Below are 17,895 nucleotides of genomic sequence, written 5' to 3' on the forward strand. Positions count from 1 at the left end.
GACTCCATATGATTTAGATGGTGGTAGCGGAGAATAGCAGGGATTATGGCGAAATATTGAATATTATGCGAGTTTAATATTTTGCTGTAATGCGTTATGCTCTATACATCACCAATGGAACCGCATTCATTACGCTAAAGGCGGTTGCCGAGGTGGTTGATTTGTAAGGAATAAGCTTTTCAAGCAAGAAATATCTTGCGGTCGAAGGAGCGTGATTCCGTTGCAAAAGGTAAGCGAAGCGTACTGAAACGATTGTTCACACTAGGAGAAACGTCCGTGAAAACGTTTTTCGTGAAATCGTGTACGCGGGAACTCATCCCATATGCAAGACATGGAGAAGAACTCCGAACAGGAGTGCACGGGGAATTCGAAAGCGCACGGTAACAATGTTAAGTTGAATAATGAATAAGGGTCACCATGTCAAGGATATGGATTGATGTTGGAGGAAAGATTGAATTGATTAGTGGAATAAACACATAAGTCCCCGTTGCCTTATTAATTAAGGAGAGCGGGGATTTGTGCGTTCAGAAGCTAGAAAATAATTGCAGGTAATATATAACTACTCCTAATGTTGGAGTTCAATCTTATAATCTTTCTCTAGATACTTATGTATTCTGTTGAAGTCGGCTTGATTCAAATCAACCAGGCGCTTGTTCTTCTCTCGTCCAAGAATAATGCCGATGGTCTGTGCTGCCAAAGCGGTAGTTGGCATAATACGGGCACTGCCATAGGCTTTGATGTTAGCTCCTACGTTTTTACCTACAACTAGTACATTATCATAGGATTTGAGTTCAAATGAACGTAGCGGTAGGCCGTAGTGATCGGGCTTACCAAAGCCTATTCCTTTTGGCATGGTTTTGGTTCCTTGCAGATCTATTGCATATCCACCAATGCTAACATTATCCCAGAACATTCGCGCTCCCATTAAATCTGGATAATCAAGTATATACTTGGTTTCATAACGGTTATAGTCGCGGATATATAGGTAATCGGGGAATCCGTTAAGTTCTGCTTTGGCGAAGCCTGGTATATTTTTACGTAAAAAGGTTAAAATTCGGGGTATCTCGGCCTTAGATTTTGCAATCGCTGTCTGTACTGATTCAGGATCTGAAGGGTTCACATCATAAATAAGCAGACCGTTAATGGTAACCTCACCGTTCCTCTGATCGGTCACATTTAAGCCTCGTAGCCTTAACATCTTATCCAGGGTGATATATTTATTAGTAATATTGCTGAATCCAGTTGCAAAATTCCAATCCACATAGGTGGTGGAACCATATTTCTTTCGCACATTGGTTAGTGGGTAATCATCCAGAACGGCCTGATGGAGTTTATTCCAATTTATTTTTTTGAAATTCATCATATAAGTAGCTGTCATATAATCTGGCTGTTTACCATTATAGAGTGATTCCATTCCGGGAATGCGCTTGTCACCCAGTTTAGCGCTCAGGGCATTGAAATCGGTATTTTCCACCCAGTACCTAGATTGAATTGTATAACTAAATCCATCTTTGGCGCGATAAGTCATAGTTTGCAGAGATTTTCCCTTGTCTAATGCGATGGCATTAACTGAATCGATAACGATCCCACTCTTAATTGGTATTCCTTTAATAAGCTTGTCATAATAGCTACTGAATTCCGCTGTTTTTCGAATGGAACCCACTTTATATTTGGTATAAAGGTTCTTGATCTCTCCTTGAACCAGATTTTTATGCTTATTGTCATTCACATCATCGAGAACCAGCATTTGCCCCTGAATTAACTCACCACCGGGCTTGCTTCGTGGATCCAGAATAATAACTTTGAGTCCTAGACTCCGTGCTTCCTTGGCTAACAATACGCCCTGAATCTCACTTCCAATCACAACAACATCATAGCTTGCTGCTGCGGATGGAGCTTTGGATTGCGCAATTACTGCGTGCGGATTAGATACGAGTAACTGTAGGGTAAATATTAAAATTAGAATTCCTTGGATACTACGAAAACCATTCTTCGTCGTCAACATTTTTGCTCACTGTGCCCCTTACTGTTTGTTAGATTTAACAAGTACACTTTGAAAGAAACATACTAGAGTACTTTATAAATATCATACAACAAATGGGCAATTTTTCCTCCAATAATTATTATTAACTATCTAGTGAGATGATTTGTTCTAAAGCTTATTAAGGAGAAAACTACTAAAGATATGCTGCTTAGCGCATTCTTTTCGCATGTTTGTGTAATATAAGGTAAAATACAATAAAGGCGAGCTAAATAGGAGTTGTAAACATGTCTAACGAAGAAGTGTTCTTGACCGAAGAGGGATTGGCTAAATTAGAGGCAGAGCTTAAAGATTTAAAGACTGTCAAACGTAAGGAATTAGCGGCTCGGCTTAAATTGGCGATTAGCTACGGAGATCTGAAGGAGAATAGTGAATACCACTCTGCCAAGAATGATCAGTCGTTCATGGAGACCCGAGTGATCATATTGGAAAAGATGTTAACCAAAGCTCGAGTGGTAGATGCAAAAAGCATAAGCAGTACCTCAGTCAGCGTTGGCTCCATTGTTATTCTGAATGATATTGAATATTCCGAAAAGATTGAGTATAGAATTGTAGGTCCTGCTGAAGCAGATGTTCTGGATAACAAGATTTCCTATGAGAGCCCGTTGGGCAAGGAATTGCTGAACAAAAAAGTAGGCAGCATTATTAGTGTCAATGCACCTATGGGCGTTATCAAATATGAACTGCTTGAGATCAGAGCTCTATAAGAGGCTGTCTTGAAAATCCCTGTCCCCTTATCACTAAGAGGACAGGGATTTTTTAGAAGCAAACAACTTGTTAAGTAAGGATATGACCACCCTCTACGTGAAGAACCGTTCCGGTTACGAACTCGTTATGAATCAGATAAAGTACGCTCTGGGCGACGTCCACTGCTGTGCCAACTCGTTCTACTGGCAGCTTGGCAGCAATTTTAGTATAGAAGTCATTTCGTGCTTCTACTGGCATTTTCTCACGGGATGGAGTATCTATGATCCCCGGAGAAACGATATTCACCCGGAGGGGAGCCAGCTCCAGAGCCAAGGTTTGGCCGAGATTGGAAACGGCTGCATTGACTGCACCGAGGGTGGAAGAGCCGATCATTGATTTATAGGCAACAACACCGGAGAAGAGTGTGATAGAGCCTTGCGGAGATAACTTCGGCGCACCGTATTTGGCAGCATAGTATTGGCCCCAGAATTTATTCTCAAACAGCTGGCGCGCAGCGCTAGTAGGAGTTTCCAGAAAAGGACCTCCGCTTGTTTCCGCCGCACTTACCACCAAATGCTGGAATGCCCCTACTTTTTCAAAGAAGGATTGTACCTGTTCTTCATTGGTTATATCCAGGATATATGCAGTAATAGCTGCTCCTAACACTTCTTTGGCCTTCTCCAGCTTATCCTTGGAACGACTGGCAATAATAATCTCTGCACCTTCGATTGCCGCGAGTCTGGCCGTCTCCAGACCGATTCCAGAACTACCTCCAATAATAACAACCCTTTGTCCTATTAACATTAGGTTACCTCCTCCACAAAGTATAATGCTCTCTGGGAAGTAGTATATTCCTATAACTTTCCTTAGGGAAGTAGTTACAATTAATACATATAGTTTCAAAAAGTATAGTTTTGTGCGGCTGTAGATATTATAGCGTGAGACCATATCGTTTTAATTCAATAAAAATCGCTTCCAAGCGTAGCCCCTTTTCAGTCAGTGTATATTCTACTCGTGGTGGAACCTCGGGATAAACGGTCCGCTCCAGAATGCCATGACTTTCCAGCTCCCTAAGCCTTAACGCAAGCGTCTTTGGACTGATACCCTCTAATGATCTCAAGAGATCACTAAAGCGTTTCGTTCCGTCCATCAGTAGGTCACGGATAATTAGAAAGGTCCATTTCGTCCCGATGACATCCAGAGTTTTGGCAATAGGGCAGGGTTCGCCTGGGGTGCCCTTGGTTAGAATAACGGGTTCTACCATACAAGTCATCCTCCTGACCCAATTACGGATTTTCCTAATCATAACAATACTATCCTTGAGAAAGCCAGCTGCTGTCATAGGTAATCACTATTAAACATATTGCTTCCGTGTCTTAGACGATCCTTCCTGCTTTGGTTATAGTTATGAAGTAACTAAAGAACAGAGGGGTCCTGCTTCTTGATCCAGACCGTATTATTGACTTTATATCAAGTCATCGTGCCATTGTCCATCCCGGTCATCGCGGGAGCGCTGCTCGGGCGGTTTAAGAATCTTGATACTAAGCCCTTGTTGACGCTGTATTTATACTTTTTGAGTCCGGCAATCATTCTGGATACATTGGCTACGGCGGATATTTCCTTTGACGACGTGTATAAGACGTTGGCCTTTTCGCTACTTAATCTGTTCCTGTTGTGGGTGCTTGCAAATGTATTGGGGAAAATACTGAAGCTGGCTCCACCCGAACTAGCGGGGCTGACACTGGTCTCAACGTTCACCAATAGTGTGAATTATGGTCTGCCGCTTGTGCTGCTTGCCTTTGGACAGCTTGGACTAGACAAAGCCTCGGTCTATGTTATTGGACAGATGGTCATTGTTAATACGGTGGGGGTATACTTCGCTGCGAGATCACAGTTCTCTGTAAAAAATGCAGTCAGATCCGTGTTTTCTCTGCCTGCCATCTATGCGGCTATTCTAGCTTTGGGGCTCAGAGCCTTCCATCTGCATATGCCGCACGAGGTCGCGTCAGGGGTCGCCATGGTGGCAGGGGCTTACTCACCTGTGGTATTGGCGATACTGGGCGCACAGATGGTCAAAGTCAGAGTAGCTCAAGTGGAGCGCAAACTGCAGTCTGCTTTTTGGACAGGACTTATGGTTCGCTTATTTCTGGCACCGCTGATTGCCTATCTCGGGTTAACCATTCTGCACATTACGGGGCCTTTATTCTCAGTGCTGCTGATTCTGGCTTCTATGCCTGTTGCGGTAAATGCCGTTGTGCTGGCCGAGCGGTTTAATGCCTCCGCAGATTTGGTCTCTAGATGTATTTTATGGACGACGCTGGCCTCTTTTCTAGTGCTGCCAACTCTCATTGCCCTAGTGGGCGCTTAAGACTATTCCCAATAGCTCTCATCACCGAAATCAGTGCTTGTTGATATTTCCTTCCAGCTTTCGATATCGGCCTTTATGTCCTGCAATTGCTTCTCAGCATAATCCTCAATCATTTCTGTACGGTCCACAGCTGACCGGTCCAGACCAGTCTGTTCTAAAGGCCCCCGGCTCCACCAGCGTAACGTTAATGCCAAGCGGTTGAACTTCTTTAGCTAAGGACTGTGACAAGCCTTCAACCGCAAATTTGGTCGCATGATAATAACCAAAAGCTGGGAACGCGGTTAATCCGCCGATGGAGGATACATTTACAATGTGACCGCTGTGTTGTTTACGTAAGGTTGGGAGAACTTCTCGGGTTAAATCACTGAGTCCCCAAAATATAGATGCTGGAGTTCACTCCATGTCAAGCAGTCAGGACTCAGTATCGATTTAGAAATCGAAGTTGTCAGGGTCTGGACCGACCCGTTGGTCTTGGTTCAGGCTGGCAATCAAGGTCATATCCTCTTCCGTTAACTGAAAATCAAACAGAGTTGCATTTTCGATGATCCGCTGCTCTTTGGTAGATTTGGGTATCGTTACAATGCCACGCTGCAAATCCCAGCGCAGAATAACCTGGGCCACGGATTTGTCGTGTTTAGCAGCAATATCCTGTATTAGAGGCTGCTCTAGCAATTGACCCTGCATCAAAGGTGACCAAGCTTCCAACTGAATGCCTTGCTCCTTGCAGAAGCTGAGCAGATCCTGTTGGGTTAGGTAGGGATGAAGCTCAACCTGATTGACCATGGGTTTGATTTCGCTATCCTTCATGACATCCTCCAGATGATGGATTTGGAAGTTGCTGACCCCGATCGCTTTAACCCGGCCTTCTTTATATAATGTCTCCAGCGCTCTCCAGGCTTCTTGGTATTTTCCTTCCACTGGCCAGTGAATAAGATATAAATCAAGATAGTCCAGACCAAGCTTCGCCAGACTAGTCTCGTAGGCGGCAAGGGTTGATTCGTAGCCCAAATCCGCATTCCATACTTTTGAAGTGACGAAGAGTTCCTCTCTTAACAGCTTGTTCTCCAGTAGGGCCTCGCGGATTCCCTGACCGACGCCGGTTTCATTCTCATAAATCGCTGCTGTATCGATGCTGCGGTAGCCATGGGAAATGGCCGACTTTACAGCCTGCACCAGCTCTGCACCTTCTTCTACTTTAAATACTCCGAGTCCAAACCACGGCATCTTCACACCATTGTGCAGTGTAGTTGTATCTTGTAAATTCTTAGCCATATTAAATAACCTCCCAGGTTGTATTGAACTTATGAATAAGCAGTTTCACTCTTAAGCTGAGTCTCATCTTTTCGTTCCAGAGCACGGCTCCAAGCCGTTAAGAATACAGCTCCCAGCACCATAATTCCCCCTACCCAAGCCGTATGAATCAATCCCAAATGGTCAGTTACGACACCCCCGAGGTAAGCGCCAATTGCAATGCCAGCGTTAAACGCAGCAATATTAACAGCAGAGGCTATATCTCGGGCTCCTGGAGCAAACCGATCAGCCAGCATGACTACATAAACCTGTAATCCGGGAACGTTCATAAAGGCGAGCAGTCCCATAAAGAAAATTGTAATTAAGGCCGGACCCTTAAAAGGAGCTGTAAAAGCTAAGACGAATAACACAATAGCTTGTAAGGCAAACATGTAGAACAAAGCGTTCATCGGTTTGTGGTTGGCTGCTTTGCCGCCAATCATGTTGCCAATCGCAATGGCAATTCCATAGACCAACAGAATGACGGCAACCGTCTTTTCTTGGAAACCGCTAATATCATGGAGGAGAGGCGATAAGTAGGTGAAGACGACAAATGTACCCCCATAGCCCAGAGCGGTAATGGTAAAAGCCAGTAGTAAGCGCCCATTGGTCATAAGCTTAACTTGCTCACGCAGTGGTGTACGGGTTCCTCGGCGCAGACCTGTCGGAATTAAGATCAAGTTAGCGATAAGCGCTACAATGCCTATGCCAACAATGGCAACAAAGGCAGCGCGCCAGCCCAACTGCTGTCCAAGGAATGTACCCAGCGGGACTCCGGTAACGGTAGCTACAGTCAGTCCGGTGAACATAATCGAGATTGCACTGGCTCTGCGATTCTCAGGAACGAGATCGGCTGCAATCGTAGAGGCGATCGACATGAAGAGACCGTGCGCTAAGGCGGATATCACACGGGCGGTCAGCAGTACTGTAATTCCATTCGCCCCGGCGGCGAGACTGTTGCCGGCAATGAACACCAGCATAATCGCGAGTAGTAATGTCTTCCGGGAGAACGTTGTGGTCAGGGAAGTTAGGACGGGGGCACCAAAGGTTACCCCTAAAGCGTATAAAGTAACGGTTAACCCGGCTGTCGTCACGGATATGTTCAAGTCATTAGAGATGAGTGGCAGAAGGCCAACACTGATAAACTCGGTTGTTCCTATCGCAAAGGCACTAACTGCTAGGGCAAGCAGTGCCAGCGTACTTCTTTTTTTATCCAAAGTCATATTGTTTCACTCCTGCACTATGGTAATCATCGGCCGATAAGTGCTATTATGAGTTATAGAGATAATAATGAATAGTACGTACTTTTTGGTGCTGTAGGTACTAAAAAGTACCTATACATCTAACATAGATGGCTCTTACTTAGGAGGGAAATAGATATTATGGTGAAGAAATATAATATTTCGGTAGAGGCAACGCTGGAAGTCATCGGTGGGAAGTGGAAATGTGTCATTCTCTGCCATTTAACACATGGGAAGATGCGGACGAGCGATTTAAAACGCCATATGCCGAATATCACGCAAAAAATGCTGACCCAGCAGCTTAGAGAATTGGAGCAGGATGGTATTGTAAATCGGATTGTCTACAATCAGGTCCCTCCCAAAGTGGAGTATGAGCTTAGTGAGTATGGCCAGAGCTTAGGATCTATATTGGATTCGCTCTGTGCATGGGGAGAGAAGCACATTATTAAAGAATATGGTGATAGATCCAGCATGCTGGAGGATAATGTTCTCAATAACAAGAAGCTAGAGGTAGAAGCATCCAGCGTGGAATAGGCGAAGATCGCGGATAAGCGATTTCATTCATCCGTTCAATAATAGCCCGAGGGTCTAAGCGATACTGCGTAGAACCTTGGGCTATTTATGTAAAAATAAGAGTGTATATGTTTCTTCTTGATTCATAGGGTTGTTTACGTAGACTGCAACTTTTTTTTGCGTTATTCCGTCTGGAAGAAAGTAGAAGAAATTAAGCATCGAAAAACTTACAAGAGGTGAACGAGATGAACAATACATTAAGAAAACTTACAGTATCGGCAACAGCACTGCTAACCCTGGCCTTTGCAGGACAGAGTTTTGCCGCATCGTTACCTTTTGCAGACCTGGCCAATATACCAGCCAAAGATAAAATCGTAGACTTACAGCAAAAGGGAGTTATACATGGTGTGGGTGGCGATAAGTTTCTACCCAACGCATCGATTACAGCAGCACAGGGAATACAGATGTTCGTTAATGCTTTTGATCTGAATATTGATCAGCTACGGTTCTTTAAAGCCCCACAAGCAACGGATTATTATGCGAATGCTAATAACGATGCCTGGTACGCGGAAGCTCTGATTATTGCTGCCAATAATGATATCGGCTTGCCTGCTGATCTGGACCCGGGAAAGAATTGGAGCCGTGAGGAATTTACACACCAGCTTATCCAGGCTATAGAGAAACGTAGTAATCTGCCCATGATCAAAATCATGCCGGTAGATATTGCGGATGTATCTGAATTTACCAATGGGTATGACGGTTCCATACAACTGGCTCTTGCTATCGGCATTGCCCACCTGGATACTGCAGGTGATTTCAATCCTACGGATGATATTACCCGTGCCGATGCCGCGGAAATGATCTACAATGCACTGAAATATATAGAAGCACATCCGGCACCAGCCGGTGGCTACCCGGAATAAAGACGGAGTAGCAACGTTATTTGCTCTATACGGGCAACACTACAACAGCCATCCTCAAGGGATGGCTGTTTCTCGTTTGGAAGCTAAACGTAGGGATTGGACCCCCGCTGCTCTAAATTTTATTAAGTTGTTTCTTTCCCTAACGAGATCGCCTTTTGTTGTGTTTCTGTTTGGCTGTAGCCTTGTTCAGCGCGTGCCCGCCTGTACCTCCACCGACCGCTTGCTGCTGACGTGTACCAGGACTCTCAATAGCGGCGTTCGTTCCACCTGTGCTGTATAATCCGCCGCCGCTGGCCACCTGTGTAGCAGAGGAGGCCCCATTGCGTTTAGAGAGCTTAACCGTTTGGGTATTAATAACGACTACAACTTCCTTGCCGCAGGGATAGAATGTGGAGTTCTTGGAATTCTTGTACTTGCTGCGTGTTCTGCCTTGTTTCCCTAAATTGGTGGCGTCTCCACCTGCACCAACGCTCTGCTGCTGGCGTGTATAAGGGGAAGCAATAGCTGCATTATTGCCGCTTGCACTGCTTCGCCCTGCCCCGCTGGAAATTTGTGTCGTGTTGGGCGCATTGGTGTACTGATTATTAATGACGAATACCAGTCGGTCCACTCCCCGGAGTGGTGTCTTGGTAATCAGACGTCTGTTCCCTTTTTGTATAATGACCACAATTCGATCACTTGCTTTTGCCATCGTATCCTTCCTCCTTACATAGCTTTTCCTTACCATTAATGCAATGTGAGGGGATTGGTGAGCAAAATGAGTGTTTACGCGGCAAAAACAAACGTCTGCCTACTCTTCATGAAACAGCGCTAAAAAGCAGGGCTTATCCTTAAAATTTTGCTTGTAAGGAGCGGACAGACCGTATAAGATATACAAAGTATTTATTTTCGATGATTCATATAATCTCATATAATCTTGGGGATATGGCCCATAAGTTTCTACCGGATGACCACTGTAATTGTCCGACTATGAGTGAAGTAGCGGGTCTCAAAGACCCAGAAGGACAGATTCACTTGAGAGAACGACTCAAGGGATCTGTCCTTTTTGTTTTTCTAACCAAGAAGGAGCGATCAGATTCACAATGAAAGTACTACAAGAACGCATTAGACAAGAAGGTCTCATCCTGTCGGATACGGTGTTGAAGGTAGACTCATTTCTGAACCATCAAGTCGATACGGAGCTAGCACTACAAATCGGGCAGGAATTTAAGCGGGTATTTGGACATCTGCCAATCAATAAAATAATTACAATTGAAGCCAGCGGGATTCAGTTCGCGATGGCTGCGGCGATAGCGCTGGGCGTTCCGTTTATTTATGCCAAGAAAAAGAAAGCAGTAACTCTCTCCGAAGCGGTATATTCAGCCCCGGTGCATTCTTTTACCCGGCAAGAAGAATATCTGATCAGCATTTCACAGAAATATCTTGGATCTGGCGATAAAGTGCTTATCGTCGATGATTTCTTGGCTACTGGTGCTGCTCTTATAGGTTTGGTTGATATTGTGAATGAGGCGGGAGCAGAGCTTTTGGGCGTTGGTTGTGTGATCGAGAAGAGCTTTCAGGAAGGACGCAGCCTGCTGGAGAAACGGGGTATTCCTGTTTACTCACTGGCTCGGATTGCCTCCATGGCTCCGGGAGAGGTCCACTTTATTGATAATAACCCTGCAGTTGATCCAATCCAGGATAAGGCGATTGCTGCGGTACAGGAAGCATAATAATCGGCCAATCCGTTGGTGTGGTCATCAATTTAGTATCCTATAAAGAGGACCTGACCGGTATACGGTTCGGGTCCTTTTGGTGTGGGATGCTGTCAGAAAATACATACTATTTCAATTGCCAAGCCCATTACAGTGGACTAGAATTAGTGGAGTGATTACAGATAATTGATAGGATGGAATAGAAATGAATGATAAAATCGTAATGCCGCTATGGACCTTCTGTCTCTTTATTGTGGTCATGAACACAACGATGTTTAACGTATCGCTGCCAACCATCATTCAGGATCTGCATATTTCTGCTGATCTCGGCTCATGGGTGATTTCCAGCTATTCTATCGGCTACGCGCTGTCGACCGTTATTTATAGCAGATTATCCGACCTGGTGCCAATCCGTAGGCTGCTGACCATCGGACTGACTACGCTTGGACTAGCATCAGTCTTTGGGCTATTTGCCCATGATTTTCAGGCTCTTTTGTTCACAAGAATTTTACAATCGGCAGGTGCCGGAGCTATGGCGGGATTGGGTCTTGTGCTGGCGAGTCGCTATGTTCCTGTCGCCAGACGCGGTGGGGCTATAGCTATGATCTCCGTAGGCAGCGCTATGGCTTTTGGTCTGGGACCGATTGTCGGCGGGATCATCAGCCAATATTTCGGCTGGAATGGTTTATTCGGGATCACCTGTCTTGTGCTAATCGTTCTGCCAGTGCTGCTGCGTTTACTGCCGAAGGAACAGCCCCAGGCGGGAAACTTTGATATTGTGGGCGCTGCACTGACTGTTATCAATGCGGCAAGCCTGCTGTTGGCAGTAACTAGCCAGTCTCTGATGTGGTTAGCTGTAAGCATAGTATCTTTCTTCGCTCATGCTTGGCATCTGAAACGGGCAAAGGAATCGTTTATTAACCCGCAGCTGCTGAAGATGCCCGGATATGGCAAGCTTGTGACCATCGGTTTTTGCATTCTGGTGCTGAATCTGGGTAATTTGTTCCTAATGCCGCTCGCTTTGGCTAATTTGTTCCATAAATCAGCTTTAATGATCGGGCTGTTCATCGCTCCAGGGGCGATTCTTTCCGCCTTTCTAACTAGGTTTGTTGGACACTGGATTGACCGGTATGGGAATTTACGGTTCTTACTGATCGGCCATGGCATTCTGGTCAGTATTATGGCTATTTTTGCCTTGAATTTATCTGCGTCTCCGGCCGTATTACTGTTTGGGTACCTGTGTTTCTCTCCAGCATTTTCGGCGACTATGGCTTCCTTGAATAATGAAACCTCCATGATTCTGCCCAGAACATGGATTGGCTCCGGGATGGGCCTGTTGCAGCTGGTTCAGTTCTTTGGCGGCTCTGTATCTGTTGCAGTGTGTGGCCTACTCTTACATGTAGGGCGGGATCTTGTGCCGGCAACAGCCTACCAGCATGTATACGTGCTATTGTTCATTGTAAGCTTATGCTCTTTGGGCGTAGTGTTCTTATATAGACGTTCGCGTTCACAGGAGCCTATTGGGCAATCCACTGAGGCTAGCTTGAGATATGAAACGAAAAGGTGCTAATACCGTATCATATGCATAATAGTGTTGAGGAAGGATGGTAAAAGGTGGATAATGGAATGAGTGTCATCTTGTTCGAGAAAATGCCGGAAGGCGGTCTGCGTCTAATTGAGGAACGTACGTGGAGCATGAATATGATTGCTGCACTTGAGCATGTCAATTATCTAGTAGTTGGCAGCCTTGAATATGAGACGGTGGAAGGGCGGTTGAATGTAGACGAAGGCAAGCTGGAGCTTTTGCTTGTTCCAATGCGCACCGAATGATTGATATTAAGGAAGGAGGACCCCGCGTTGTCTAAAGATGAGAAAGCTAAAGAACTAGCTGTATCGAAACTGTTCACATCTGAAGGAAAGCCGCTTCGTGTACTATCCACTTCACTCGGCATTGCCCTGTTGGCTAATGCCATGTTTATTCCGGGTGGTGCAGGTGCCAGTGGCAATACCTCAGGTGAGGAACCGAAGCTTGTATCTTGGTCGACAGATGAGGTTAAAGCTTATTTTGATAAAAATGTTGACTGGAACATTCCATATCCGGTTGAGGGTACAGAAGAGGTTGTCGAGCAGGGAGAGGGGGTAGTGACCTCTAATGGAACGACAGTAGTGAATAACTATGGCGGTTATAATTCAGGCTTCGGCTGGGACGATATGCTGTTGTACCACATGCTGTTCAATAGTGGCTCCAATTACTCCTCAAGAGGATGGTATAACGATCGACCAACCTATTATGGAGGTACTCAAAATACTTATAAGCCCCCAACTTATAGCAGCGACAAGTTCCAGAATAAAACGGTACCCGGCTCTGTAGTGAAACCGAAGACCTCTACTTCTTCTACCGGCTCCATTACCAGAAGGGGATCTTCGTCAAAGACGGGCGGTATCGGAGGTAACTCCAGCGGTCTAGGCTCTTCCAAAAGCTCAAAGTCCAGCTCTGGTTCCTCCTCCTCGAAGTCTGGCTCCAGCAAGAGCGGCTTCGGCGGATGATTCACAATCAGTGTGCATTTGAGATTAGGGTTCAGTCCACTCTTGAGCGGGCACCCCGGGTAGAGCAGCTGAAGGAGCTTGGGTTTACCTGGGCAGACCTTAAGGAAGAGGAATACTGGTTGGATGCGGTGGCAGTGATGCGCAACGAGACCTATAAGGAGCTTGAAGAGGCTTCTGCGAAGCTCTGGGCTATACTCGATAAAGCTGCCCGTTATGTTCACCTCAAGCACGATCTATATGATCTTCTCGGTATTCCACAAGTATTGTGGGTGATGCTCGATGAATGCCCACTTCCTGCGCAGGGAGTCATCAGCCGGTATGCAAGATTCGATTTTGCCGTGGCTGATGACGGAACTATCAAGTTGCTGGAGCTGAATGCGGATACACCAACCGGTTACGTGGAAGCCTCTATAGCTACCCCCTGGATATGTCAGCAGGCCGGCATCGCAAGCCCAAATACGGCAATGAAAGAACTACTAGCGGCAGCCTGGCAGGAAGAACGTCCGGATACGGCGGCTTGTGTTGGTTACGGAACTCATCTTGAGGATTCCGGCACCATTGAAGCCCTTGTAAAGCATAGCGGTCTTGATATTCAGTGTGTTGACTGTCTTGACTTATGGGTCGATAAGGGAATTCTTAAGGATGGGGAAGACCGCATAATTAAGCGTATGTTTGCCCTGTACCCTAAGGAATGGATGGCCGTAGATGAGGGTGGAGATGCCCTTGCCTATGCAGTGGAACAAGGTCATCTTCAGTTATTTAATGGTCCGCACAGTATAATTTTGCAGTCTAAAGGGCTTATTGCAGCGGTATGGGGAATGTATGAGCTGGGTCTTCTTTTTGATAAAGAGGAACGTGAGACCATCTCAAGCTATGTCCTGCCGACTTATAATAAACCCGTGTTCTCCGGGAACTTTGTGTCCAAATCCGTATTTGGCCGCGAGGGAGGTTCGGTGCGTCTTTTTGATGACAGCGGAACGCTGGAGCTGCAGGATGAGGAAGGCTTTGATAGCAGCGTGTTATTTCCTACTGTTTATCAAAAAAGAGCCGAAATGGCCCGCGTACAGACCGCAGAGGGTGAGCTTCATCTGTTGACCGGTATGTTCGTTATTAACGGGAAGCCCTGCGGGCTGCTCGGTCGGGCAGGCGGGCTAATTACAGGCAATGCCAGTCATTTTATCGCGTTAGGAGTGAGTTAATTGGATATCGGCAAAGGTAGAAAAACGCGGAATAAAAGAGGTTCAAGAGCCAGGTTCGGAGCATTCATATGTCTGATGTTCTTAACGATGTTGTTGTTAGGGGCATGTGGCAACCAGGATAGTGTATTTCATACTGACCCCTCTACAGAAACGTCAGATAGTACATCGCGGGTTCCTTGGGATTACCGGGTTGTAGAGAGCACAGTGGGTGACTTAATCGGCAGCGATATGACGGTGTTGCCAGATAACGAGTTGCTCCCGAATGATGGTAATTATGCGACAGGCGACAAAATATGGACACTGCAGTTCATGGACGCCGAGTTGGTTACCGATGCCGATCAGCGCAACGAAATTCGCCTGTCTTCATGGACTACGCTCAAGTCCTATGGAGACCAGAAGACGGCAGCAGAGGATCTGAAGAACCTTAAAGTATCGATCACAACCGATGTCGATCTTGTGGGTGTATATAAGACCCAGTATAAGGATAAGACTAGAAACTTTGCCGTGCTTGAGCTGCCTTCGGGCAACCGGATCAAACAGCCGATTGACGACAAGCGTTACACGGCATTGGAGAAAGCTAAGACTGCATCAGTAGTGCTTGAGGAAGTTCATGATTTTGCCGATTATGATTCGGCCTATGCTAAATTTCGGGGGTGGGCTAAATGACGACGATTGTAAATTTATTGGTAAGTGTTGTTGTAATTATTGTACTGCAATTGTTGGGCGTGTTCATATTCAGCTTGATGACACCATTTAAGGATATGGAAGAACTCAAGAAAGGCAATGTAGCTGTAGCCTTGGCGTTAGGCGGCAAGTTTCTAGCAACGGCAATTATTCTTGGAGTAGCGGCGTATACGAATACATCGATCTGGTTTATGATGCTCTGGTTTGCGGTTGGCTATCTGTGCTTGGTAGCAGCTTATTGGATCTTCGAGCTAGTTACCCCCGGCTTTACCATTTCCGAGCACCTGCAAAAAGGGAATGTGGCCGTAGGGACGATGCTGTGTATGGTATTTATCGGAACAGCGTTTGTGATCAGCAGCTTGATTATTTAAATCCGGAAGAGGGGTGAGCAGGTGCATTTTCTGCTCAGAATATCCACGAGGATGATGCGCTTAAGAAAACAATCCATTGGGCTGATTATCCTGATGTTTATTGTAATAAGTGCAACCATAGCTTTTGTGCTTGAGCCAGATACTTTTCATAACTGGTTTAATGCCTTTTACTGGGTCATGACAACGATGGCTACTGTTGGATACGGTGATTATTTTGCAGAAACGATAGGCGGTAAGGTGTTTACTATCTTTCTGTATATTTTCGGGATCGGTCTGCTCAGTTTGGTTATCGGTAAGATCATTGACTCTATCGCAGAGATGCAGAGAAGAAGGGGGGCAGGCACTTTGAGCTTTCGGGGTGGGAATCATGTCATTCTAATCAATTGGAGCAAAAAAACGCAGGCCGCCGTAGAGGAGATTTTGTGCTATTTACCGGAATGCCAGATCGTGATCATTGATGAGACGGGACGACATCCGCTGGAGTATATGGATCAGGTTCACTTCATTAGTGGGGACGCTTCCAGTGATGAGATTCTTCTTAAGGCTAATATTCTTGAGGCTAAGGCGGCGATTGTGTTCGGGGATACGCGGATTGACGAAGCTTCGCTGATCGATGGCAAATCATTGCTCATTGCCTCTAGCATTGAACGTATTGCGCCGAAGGTACATAGCACTGTAGAAATTATGCAGGAGAAGAATATTCGGAATTTCCAGCATATCCATGTTAATGAGTTCGTGCTGTCACATGATGCTATCTCCAGATTGGCTGTGCGATCTGCTCTGCAGGAAGGGAACTCCGAGGTGATTACGCAGCTGCTGAGCCGGCAGCATGGTGACGATATCTATGAAATTCCGCTGAATGTTGCATGGAAGACGTATGGAGAGGCCTTTCAGGATCTGCTACTTCAGGGAGCCACCTTATTGTCTGACCGCAACGATCTAAGCATCAACAGGAAGCTTGACCAACCCATTCCTACAGAGGCGAGATTGTATATTGTCTCGGATGACGAGACTTATCGACGGATTAAAGGGTAATAAATAAGAAGCTGTCACGGTCTGAAAAGGCGGAGGGGCAGCTCTCTTTTTATTCTGGAGAGGTAGATGAACATCAATAATTTATTAGATATATCTGAAATTAAAGGTTTAGCGAATATATGTTAACTTTGTGACTAATGTTACCGTTATATTAGTATAATTACAGAATCTAAAATTGGATGGAGGGAGTGATGAATTGAACAGTAAGAACAGCACAGTCATAGTGCTCCTAATGAGTCTGGTCTTGCTGGCAGCCTGCAGTGGCAATAAGGCAGAACCTTCGCCTACTTCAAGTCATTCAGTCACTCAAAGTGACGAGCAAGTGTTATATAACTTTATTAATACGAAGCTTACAGGTCCCTATGGGGTATTTACAAATTTTCAGGAGACAGACCAGAACGGAGAGGCTGCAAGCGGTCATGAGATCTTAAGCGAGTCTGCGGGACTTATGATGCGAGTGGCAGTGCTTACCGGCAATAAGGAGCTATTCGCCGCACAATGGAAGCTTGCCCAACAAACATTCGACATGAAGGATGGCTTCAGTTACCGTTACAGCCCTAAACTGGACAAGCAATATCCTGTGAATGCCGCTGTTGATGACCTGCGCTTAATCCGAGCGTTATATGAAGCGGGTGAGATTTTCGGGGAAACTCAGTATACAGAGCAGGCGGATAAATATGGTCGGAGATTCTATGATAACAATGTTGAAAATGGGTATTTGAGGGATTTTTATGATGAAAATTACAAAATAGCAAATGAGTCTATTACATTATGTTATATTAATTTAAGCACAATGCAAAAGTTGTCGATTTCTGACGAATTACGCGGTATATTATTGGGTAATATGAACGATATTTTAAAAGGCGGCTATTTGTCCGATCAGTTCCCTTTCTATGAAACACGGTTTGATTATAAGACGGACAAGTATGGCTCGGAGAATATTAATACGGTTGAATCGCTGCTGTCCATTCTATCTTTGGCAGAGGTAGATCAGCAGAAAGCCTCCAGCATTAAATATATAAAGCAGCAGGTCGATGCCGGAACGCTGTTTGGACAATACACAAAAGAAGGCGTACCGGCGAATGATATCCATTCCACGGCGATCTATGCTATTACAGCGATGATTGGCTCGGAAATTGGAGATGAAATACTTTATCGCCAAAGCATTGCCAGAATGAACGAGCTTAGAGTATCAGATTCCAGCAGTGCGTTGTACGGCGGTTTCGGCGATGTACATAATAAACAGGCCTATTCTTTTGACAACCTGATGGCATTATTAGCTTATTCCTACTAATTCCAACT

21 protein-coding genes and 1 riboswitch are annotated in these 17,895 nt (G+C 45.5%); of the genes, 13 read left to right on the forward strand and 8 right to left on the reverse strand.

What is annotated here, in order from left to right:
- Positions 1–565: 565 nt before the first annotated feature.
- Positions 566–2,005, reverse strand: a complete 1,440-nt coding sequence (locus tag GJB61_RS13730; RefSeq protein WP_154119072.1) for an FAD-dependent oxidoreductase — start codon at positions 2,003–2,005, stop codon at positions 566–568.
- Between the two features lie 263 nt (positions 2,006–2,268).
- On the opposite strand from GJB61_RS13730, the gene greA reads away from it, so the two are divergent.
- Entirely contained in the window at positions 2,269–2,748 is a 480-nt protein-coding gene (gene greA / locus GJB61_RS13735; RefSeq protein ID WP_154119073.1) for a transcription elongation factor GreA, read from the forward strand.
- Positions 2,749–2,818: 70 nt separating this feature from the next.
- Here the strand turns inward: greA and GJB61_RS13740 are convergent, their stop codons facing one another.
- Positions 2,819–3,532, reverse strand: a complete 714-nt coding sequence (locus GJB61_RS13740; RefSeq protein WP_154119074.1) for an SDR family oxidoreductase — start codon at positions 3,530–3,532, stop codon at positions 2,819–2,821.
- A gap of 127 nt (positions 3,533–3,659) precedes the next feature.
- Positions 3,660–3,992 carry a winged helix-turn-helix transcriptional regulator gene (locus tag GJB61_RS13745; RefSeq protein WP_154119075.1) on the reverse strand — a complete coding sequence of 111 codons (333 nt, stop codon included), beginning with the start codon at positions 3,990–3,992 and terminating at the stop codon, positions 3,660–3,662.
- A 177-nt stretch (positions 3,993–4,169) separates the two neighbouring features.
- Here GJB61_RS13745 and GJB61_RS13750 point away from each other — a divergent pair, with 177 nt between their 5' ends.
- The gene (locus GJB61_RS13750; RefSeq protein WP_154119076.1) at positions 4,170–5,096 is read left to right on the forward strand and encodes an AEC family transporter; all 927 of its coding nucleotides are present in this window, start codon (positions 4,170–4,172) and stop codon (positions 5,094–5,096) included.
- A gap of 2 nt (positions 5,097–5,098) precedes the next feature.
- Here GJB61_RS13750 and GJB61_RS13755 read toward each other — a convergent pair whose 3' ends face one another.
- The 4 genes from GJB61_RS13755 to GJB61_RS13770 are packed head-to-tail and all read right to left on the reverse strand — an operon-like array spanning position 5,099 to position 7,609.
- Positions 5,099–5,290, reverse strand: a complete 192-nt coding sequence (locus GJB61_RS13755; RefSeq protein WP_154119077.1) for a hypothetical protein — start codon at positions 5,288–5,290, stop codon at positions 5,099–5,101.
- A complete protein-coding gene (locus GJB61_RS13760; RefSeq protein WP_338115850.1) occupies positions 5,202–5,477 on the reverse strand; it encodes an SDR family NAD(P)-dependent oxidoreductase in 276 nt (91 codons plus the stop codon). Before GJB61_RS13760 ends, GJB61_RS13755 begins: the two co-directional genes overlap by 89 nt.
- 48 nt (positions 5,478–5,525) lie before the next feature.
- Positions 5,526–6,368, reverse strand: a complete 843-nt coding sequence (locus GJB61_RS13765; protein ID WP_154119078.1) for an aldo/keto reductase — start codon at positions 6,366–6,368, stop codon at positions 5,526–5,528.
- A gap of 29 nt (positions 6,369–6,397) precedes the next feature.
- Positions 6,398–7,609: an MFS transporter gene (locus tag GJB61_RS13770; RefSeq protein ID WP_154119079.1), complete on the reverse strand. Its 1,212-nt coding sequence runs from the start codon at positions 7,607–7,609 to the stop codon at positions 6,398–6,400.
- A 159-nt stretch (positions 7,610–7,768) separates the two neighbouring features.
- Between GJB61_RS13770 and GJB61_RS13775 the strand changes: the two genes are divergently transcribed.
- Together GJB61_RS13775 and GJB61_RS13780 are read left to right on the forward strand one after the other, a co-directional pair.
- Positions 7,769–8,161, forward strand: coding sequence for a winged helix-turn-helix transcriptional regulator (locus GJB61_RS13775; protein ID WP_154119080.1), 393 nt, complete (start codon positions 7,769–7,771; stop codon positions 8,159–8,161).
- Between the two features lie 224 nt (positions 8,162–8,385).
- Positions 8,386–9,063, forward strand: coding sequence for an S-layer homology domain-containing protein (locus tag GJB61_RS13780; RefSeq protein WP_154119081.1), 678 nt, complete (start codon positions 8,386–8,388; stop codon positions 9,061–9,063).
- 139 nt (positions 9,064–9,202) lie between these two features.
- Here GJB61_RS13780 and GJB61_RS13785 read toward each other — a convergent pair whose 3' ends face one another.
- A complete protein-coding gene (locus GJB61_RS13785) occupies positions 9,203–9,754 on the reverse strand; it encodes a hypothetical protein (protein WP_154119082.1) in 552 nt (183 codons plus the stop codon).
- A 195-nt stretch (positions 9,755–9,949) separates the two neighbouring features.
- Positions 9,950–10,053: riboswitch (purine riboswitch) on the forward strand.
- Positions 10,054–10,145: 92 nt separating this feature from the next.
- On the opposite strand from GJB61_RS13785, the gene GJB61_RS13790 reads away from it, so the two are divergent.
- The 9 genes from GJB61_RS13790 (at position 10,146) to GJB61_RS13830 (ending at position 17,887) form a co-directional block, all read left to right on the forward strand.
- Complete coding sequence (locus tag GJB61_RS13790; RefSeq protein WP_154119083.1) at positions 10,146–10,775, forward strand: xanthine phosphoribosyltransferase; 630 nt, start codon at positions 10,146–10,148, stop codon at positions 10,773–10,775.
- 187 nt (positions 10,776–10,962) lie between these two features.
- Positions 10,963–12,327, forward strand: coding sequence for an MFS transporter (locus GJB61_RS13795; protein ID WP_154119084.1), 1,365 nt, complete (start codon positions 10,963–10,965; stop codon positions 12,325–12,327).
- Positions 12,328–12,383: 56 nt separating this feature from the next.
- A complete protein-coding gene (locus tag GJB61_RS13800; RefSeq protein ID WP_154119085.1) occupies positions 12,384–12,587 on the forward strand; it encodes a hypothetical protein in 204 nt (67 codons plus the stop codon).
- A 27-nt stretch (positions 12,588–12,614) separates the two neighbouring features.
- A complete protein-coding gene (locus GJB61_RS13805; RefSeq protein ID WP_154119086.1) occupies positions 12,615–13,304 on the forward strand; it encodes a hypothetical protein in 690 nt (229 codons plus the stop codon).
- Entirely contained in the window at positions 13,301–14,503 is a 1,203-nt protein-coding gene (locus GJB61_RS13810) for a glutathionylspermidine synthase family protein (RefSeq protein ID WP_154119087.1), read from the forward strand. The genes GJB61_RS13805 and GJB61_RS13810 overlap by 4 nt, the downstream gene beginning before the upstream one ends.
- A 75-nt stretch (positions 14,504–14,578) precedes the next feature.
- Positions 14,579–15,169, forward strand: coding sequence for a hypothetical protein (locus tag GJB61_RS13815; protein ID WP_229521739.1), 591 nt, complete (start codon positions 14,579–14,581; stop codon positions 15,167–15,169).
- Positions 15,166–15,558 (forward strand): DUF350 domain-containing protein, encoded by a 393-nt coding sequence (locus GJB61_RS13820; protein WP_154119089.1) that lies wholly within the window; start codon positions 15,166–15,168, stop codon positions 15,556–15,558. Before GJB61_RS13815 ends, GJB61_RS13820 begins: the two co-directional genes overlap by 4 nt.
- A gap of 51 nt (positions 15,559–15,609) precedes the next feature.
- Complete coding sequence (locus GJB61_RS13825; protein WP_338115809.1) at positions 15,610–16,593, forward strand: ion channel; 984 nt, start codon at positions 15,610–15,612, stop codon at positions 16,591–16,593.
- Positions 16,594–16,789: 196 nt separating this feature from the next.
- Positions 16,790–17,887, forward strand: coding sequence for a glycosyl hydrolase family 8 (locus tag GJB61_RS13830; RefSeq protein WP_229521673.1), 1,098 nt, complete (start codon positions 16,790–16,792; stop codon positions 17,885–17,887).
- Positions 17,888–17,895: the final 8 nt, after the last annotated feature.

Origin of the sequence: Paenibacillus monticola (assembly GCF_009664975.1) — a bacterium.
Classification (GTDB): Bacteria; Bacillota; Bacilli; order Paenibacillales; family Paenibacillaceae; genus Paenibacillus_AQ; species Paenibacillus_AQ monticola.

Bases quoted from the DNA above. Each gene is read 5' to 3' on its own strand.
- GJB61_RS13730 (WP_154119072.1), bottom strand. From the start codon at position 2,005: ATGTTGACGACGAAGAATGGTTTTCGTAGTATCCAAGGAATTCTAATT.
- GJB61_RS13790 (WP_154119083.1), top strand. From the start codon at position 10,146: ATGAAAGTACTACAAGAACGCATTAGACAAGAAGGTCTCATCCTGTCG.
- GJB61_RS13795 (WP_154119084.1), top strand. From the start codon at position 10,963: ATGAATGATAAAATCGTAATGCCGCTATGGACCTTCTGTCTCTTTATT.
- GJB61_RS13765 (WP_154119078.1), bottom strand. From the start codon at position 6,368: ATGGCTAAGAATTTACAAGATACAACTACACTGCACAATGGTGTGAAG.
- GJB61_RS13785 (WP_154119082.1), bottom strand. From the start codon at position 9,754: ATGGCAAAAGCAAGTGATCGAATTGTGGTCATTATACAAAAAGGGAAC.
- GJB61_RS13800 (WP_154119085.1), top strand. From the start codon at position 12,384: ATGAGTGTCATCTTGTTCGAGAAAATGCCGGAAGGCGGTCTGCGTCTA.
- GJB61_RS13820 (WP_154119089.1), top strand. From the start codon at position 15,166: ATGACGACGATTGTAAATTTATTGGTAAGTGTTGTTGTAATTATTGTA.
- GJB61_RS13770 (WP_154119079.1), bottom strand. From the start codon at position 7,609: ATGACTTTGGATAAAAAAAGAAGTACGCTGGCACTGCTTGCCCTAGCA.
- GJB61_RS13740 (WP_154119074.1), bottom strand. From the start codon at position 3,532: ATGTTAATAGGACAAAGGGTTGTTATTATTGGAGGTAGTTCTGGAATC.
- GJB61_RS13825 (WP_338115809.1), top strand. From the start codon at position 15,610: ATGATGCGCTTAAGAAAACAATCCATTGGGCTGATTATCCTGATGTTT.
- GJB61_RS13810 (WP_154119087.1), top strand. From the start codon at position 13,301: ATGATTCACAATCAGTGTGCATTTGAGATTAGGGTTCAGTCCACTCTT.
- GJB61_RS13745 (WP_154119075.1), bottom strand. From the start codon at position 3,992: ATGGTAGAACCCGTTATTCTAACCAAGGGCACCCCAGGCGAACCCTGC.
- GJB61_RS13815 (WP_229521739.1), top strand. From the start codon at position 14,579: ATGTTCTTAACGATGTTGTTGTTAGGGGCATGTGGCAACCAGGATAGT.
- greA (WP_154119073.1), top strand. From the start codon at position 2,269: ATGTCTAACGAAGAAGTGTTCTTGACCGAAGAGGGATTGGCTAAATTA.
- GJB61_RS13775 (WP_154119080.1), top strand. From the start codon at position 7,769: ATGGTGAAGAAATATAATATTTCGGTAGAGGCAACGCTGGAAGTCATC.
- GJB61_RS13780 (WP_154119081.1), top strand. From the start codon at position 8,386: ATGAACAATACATTAAGAAAACTTACAGTATCGGCAACAGCACTGCTA.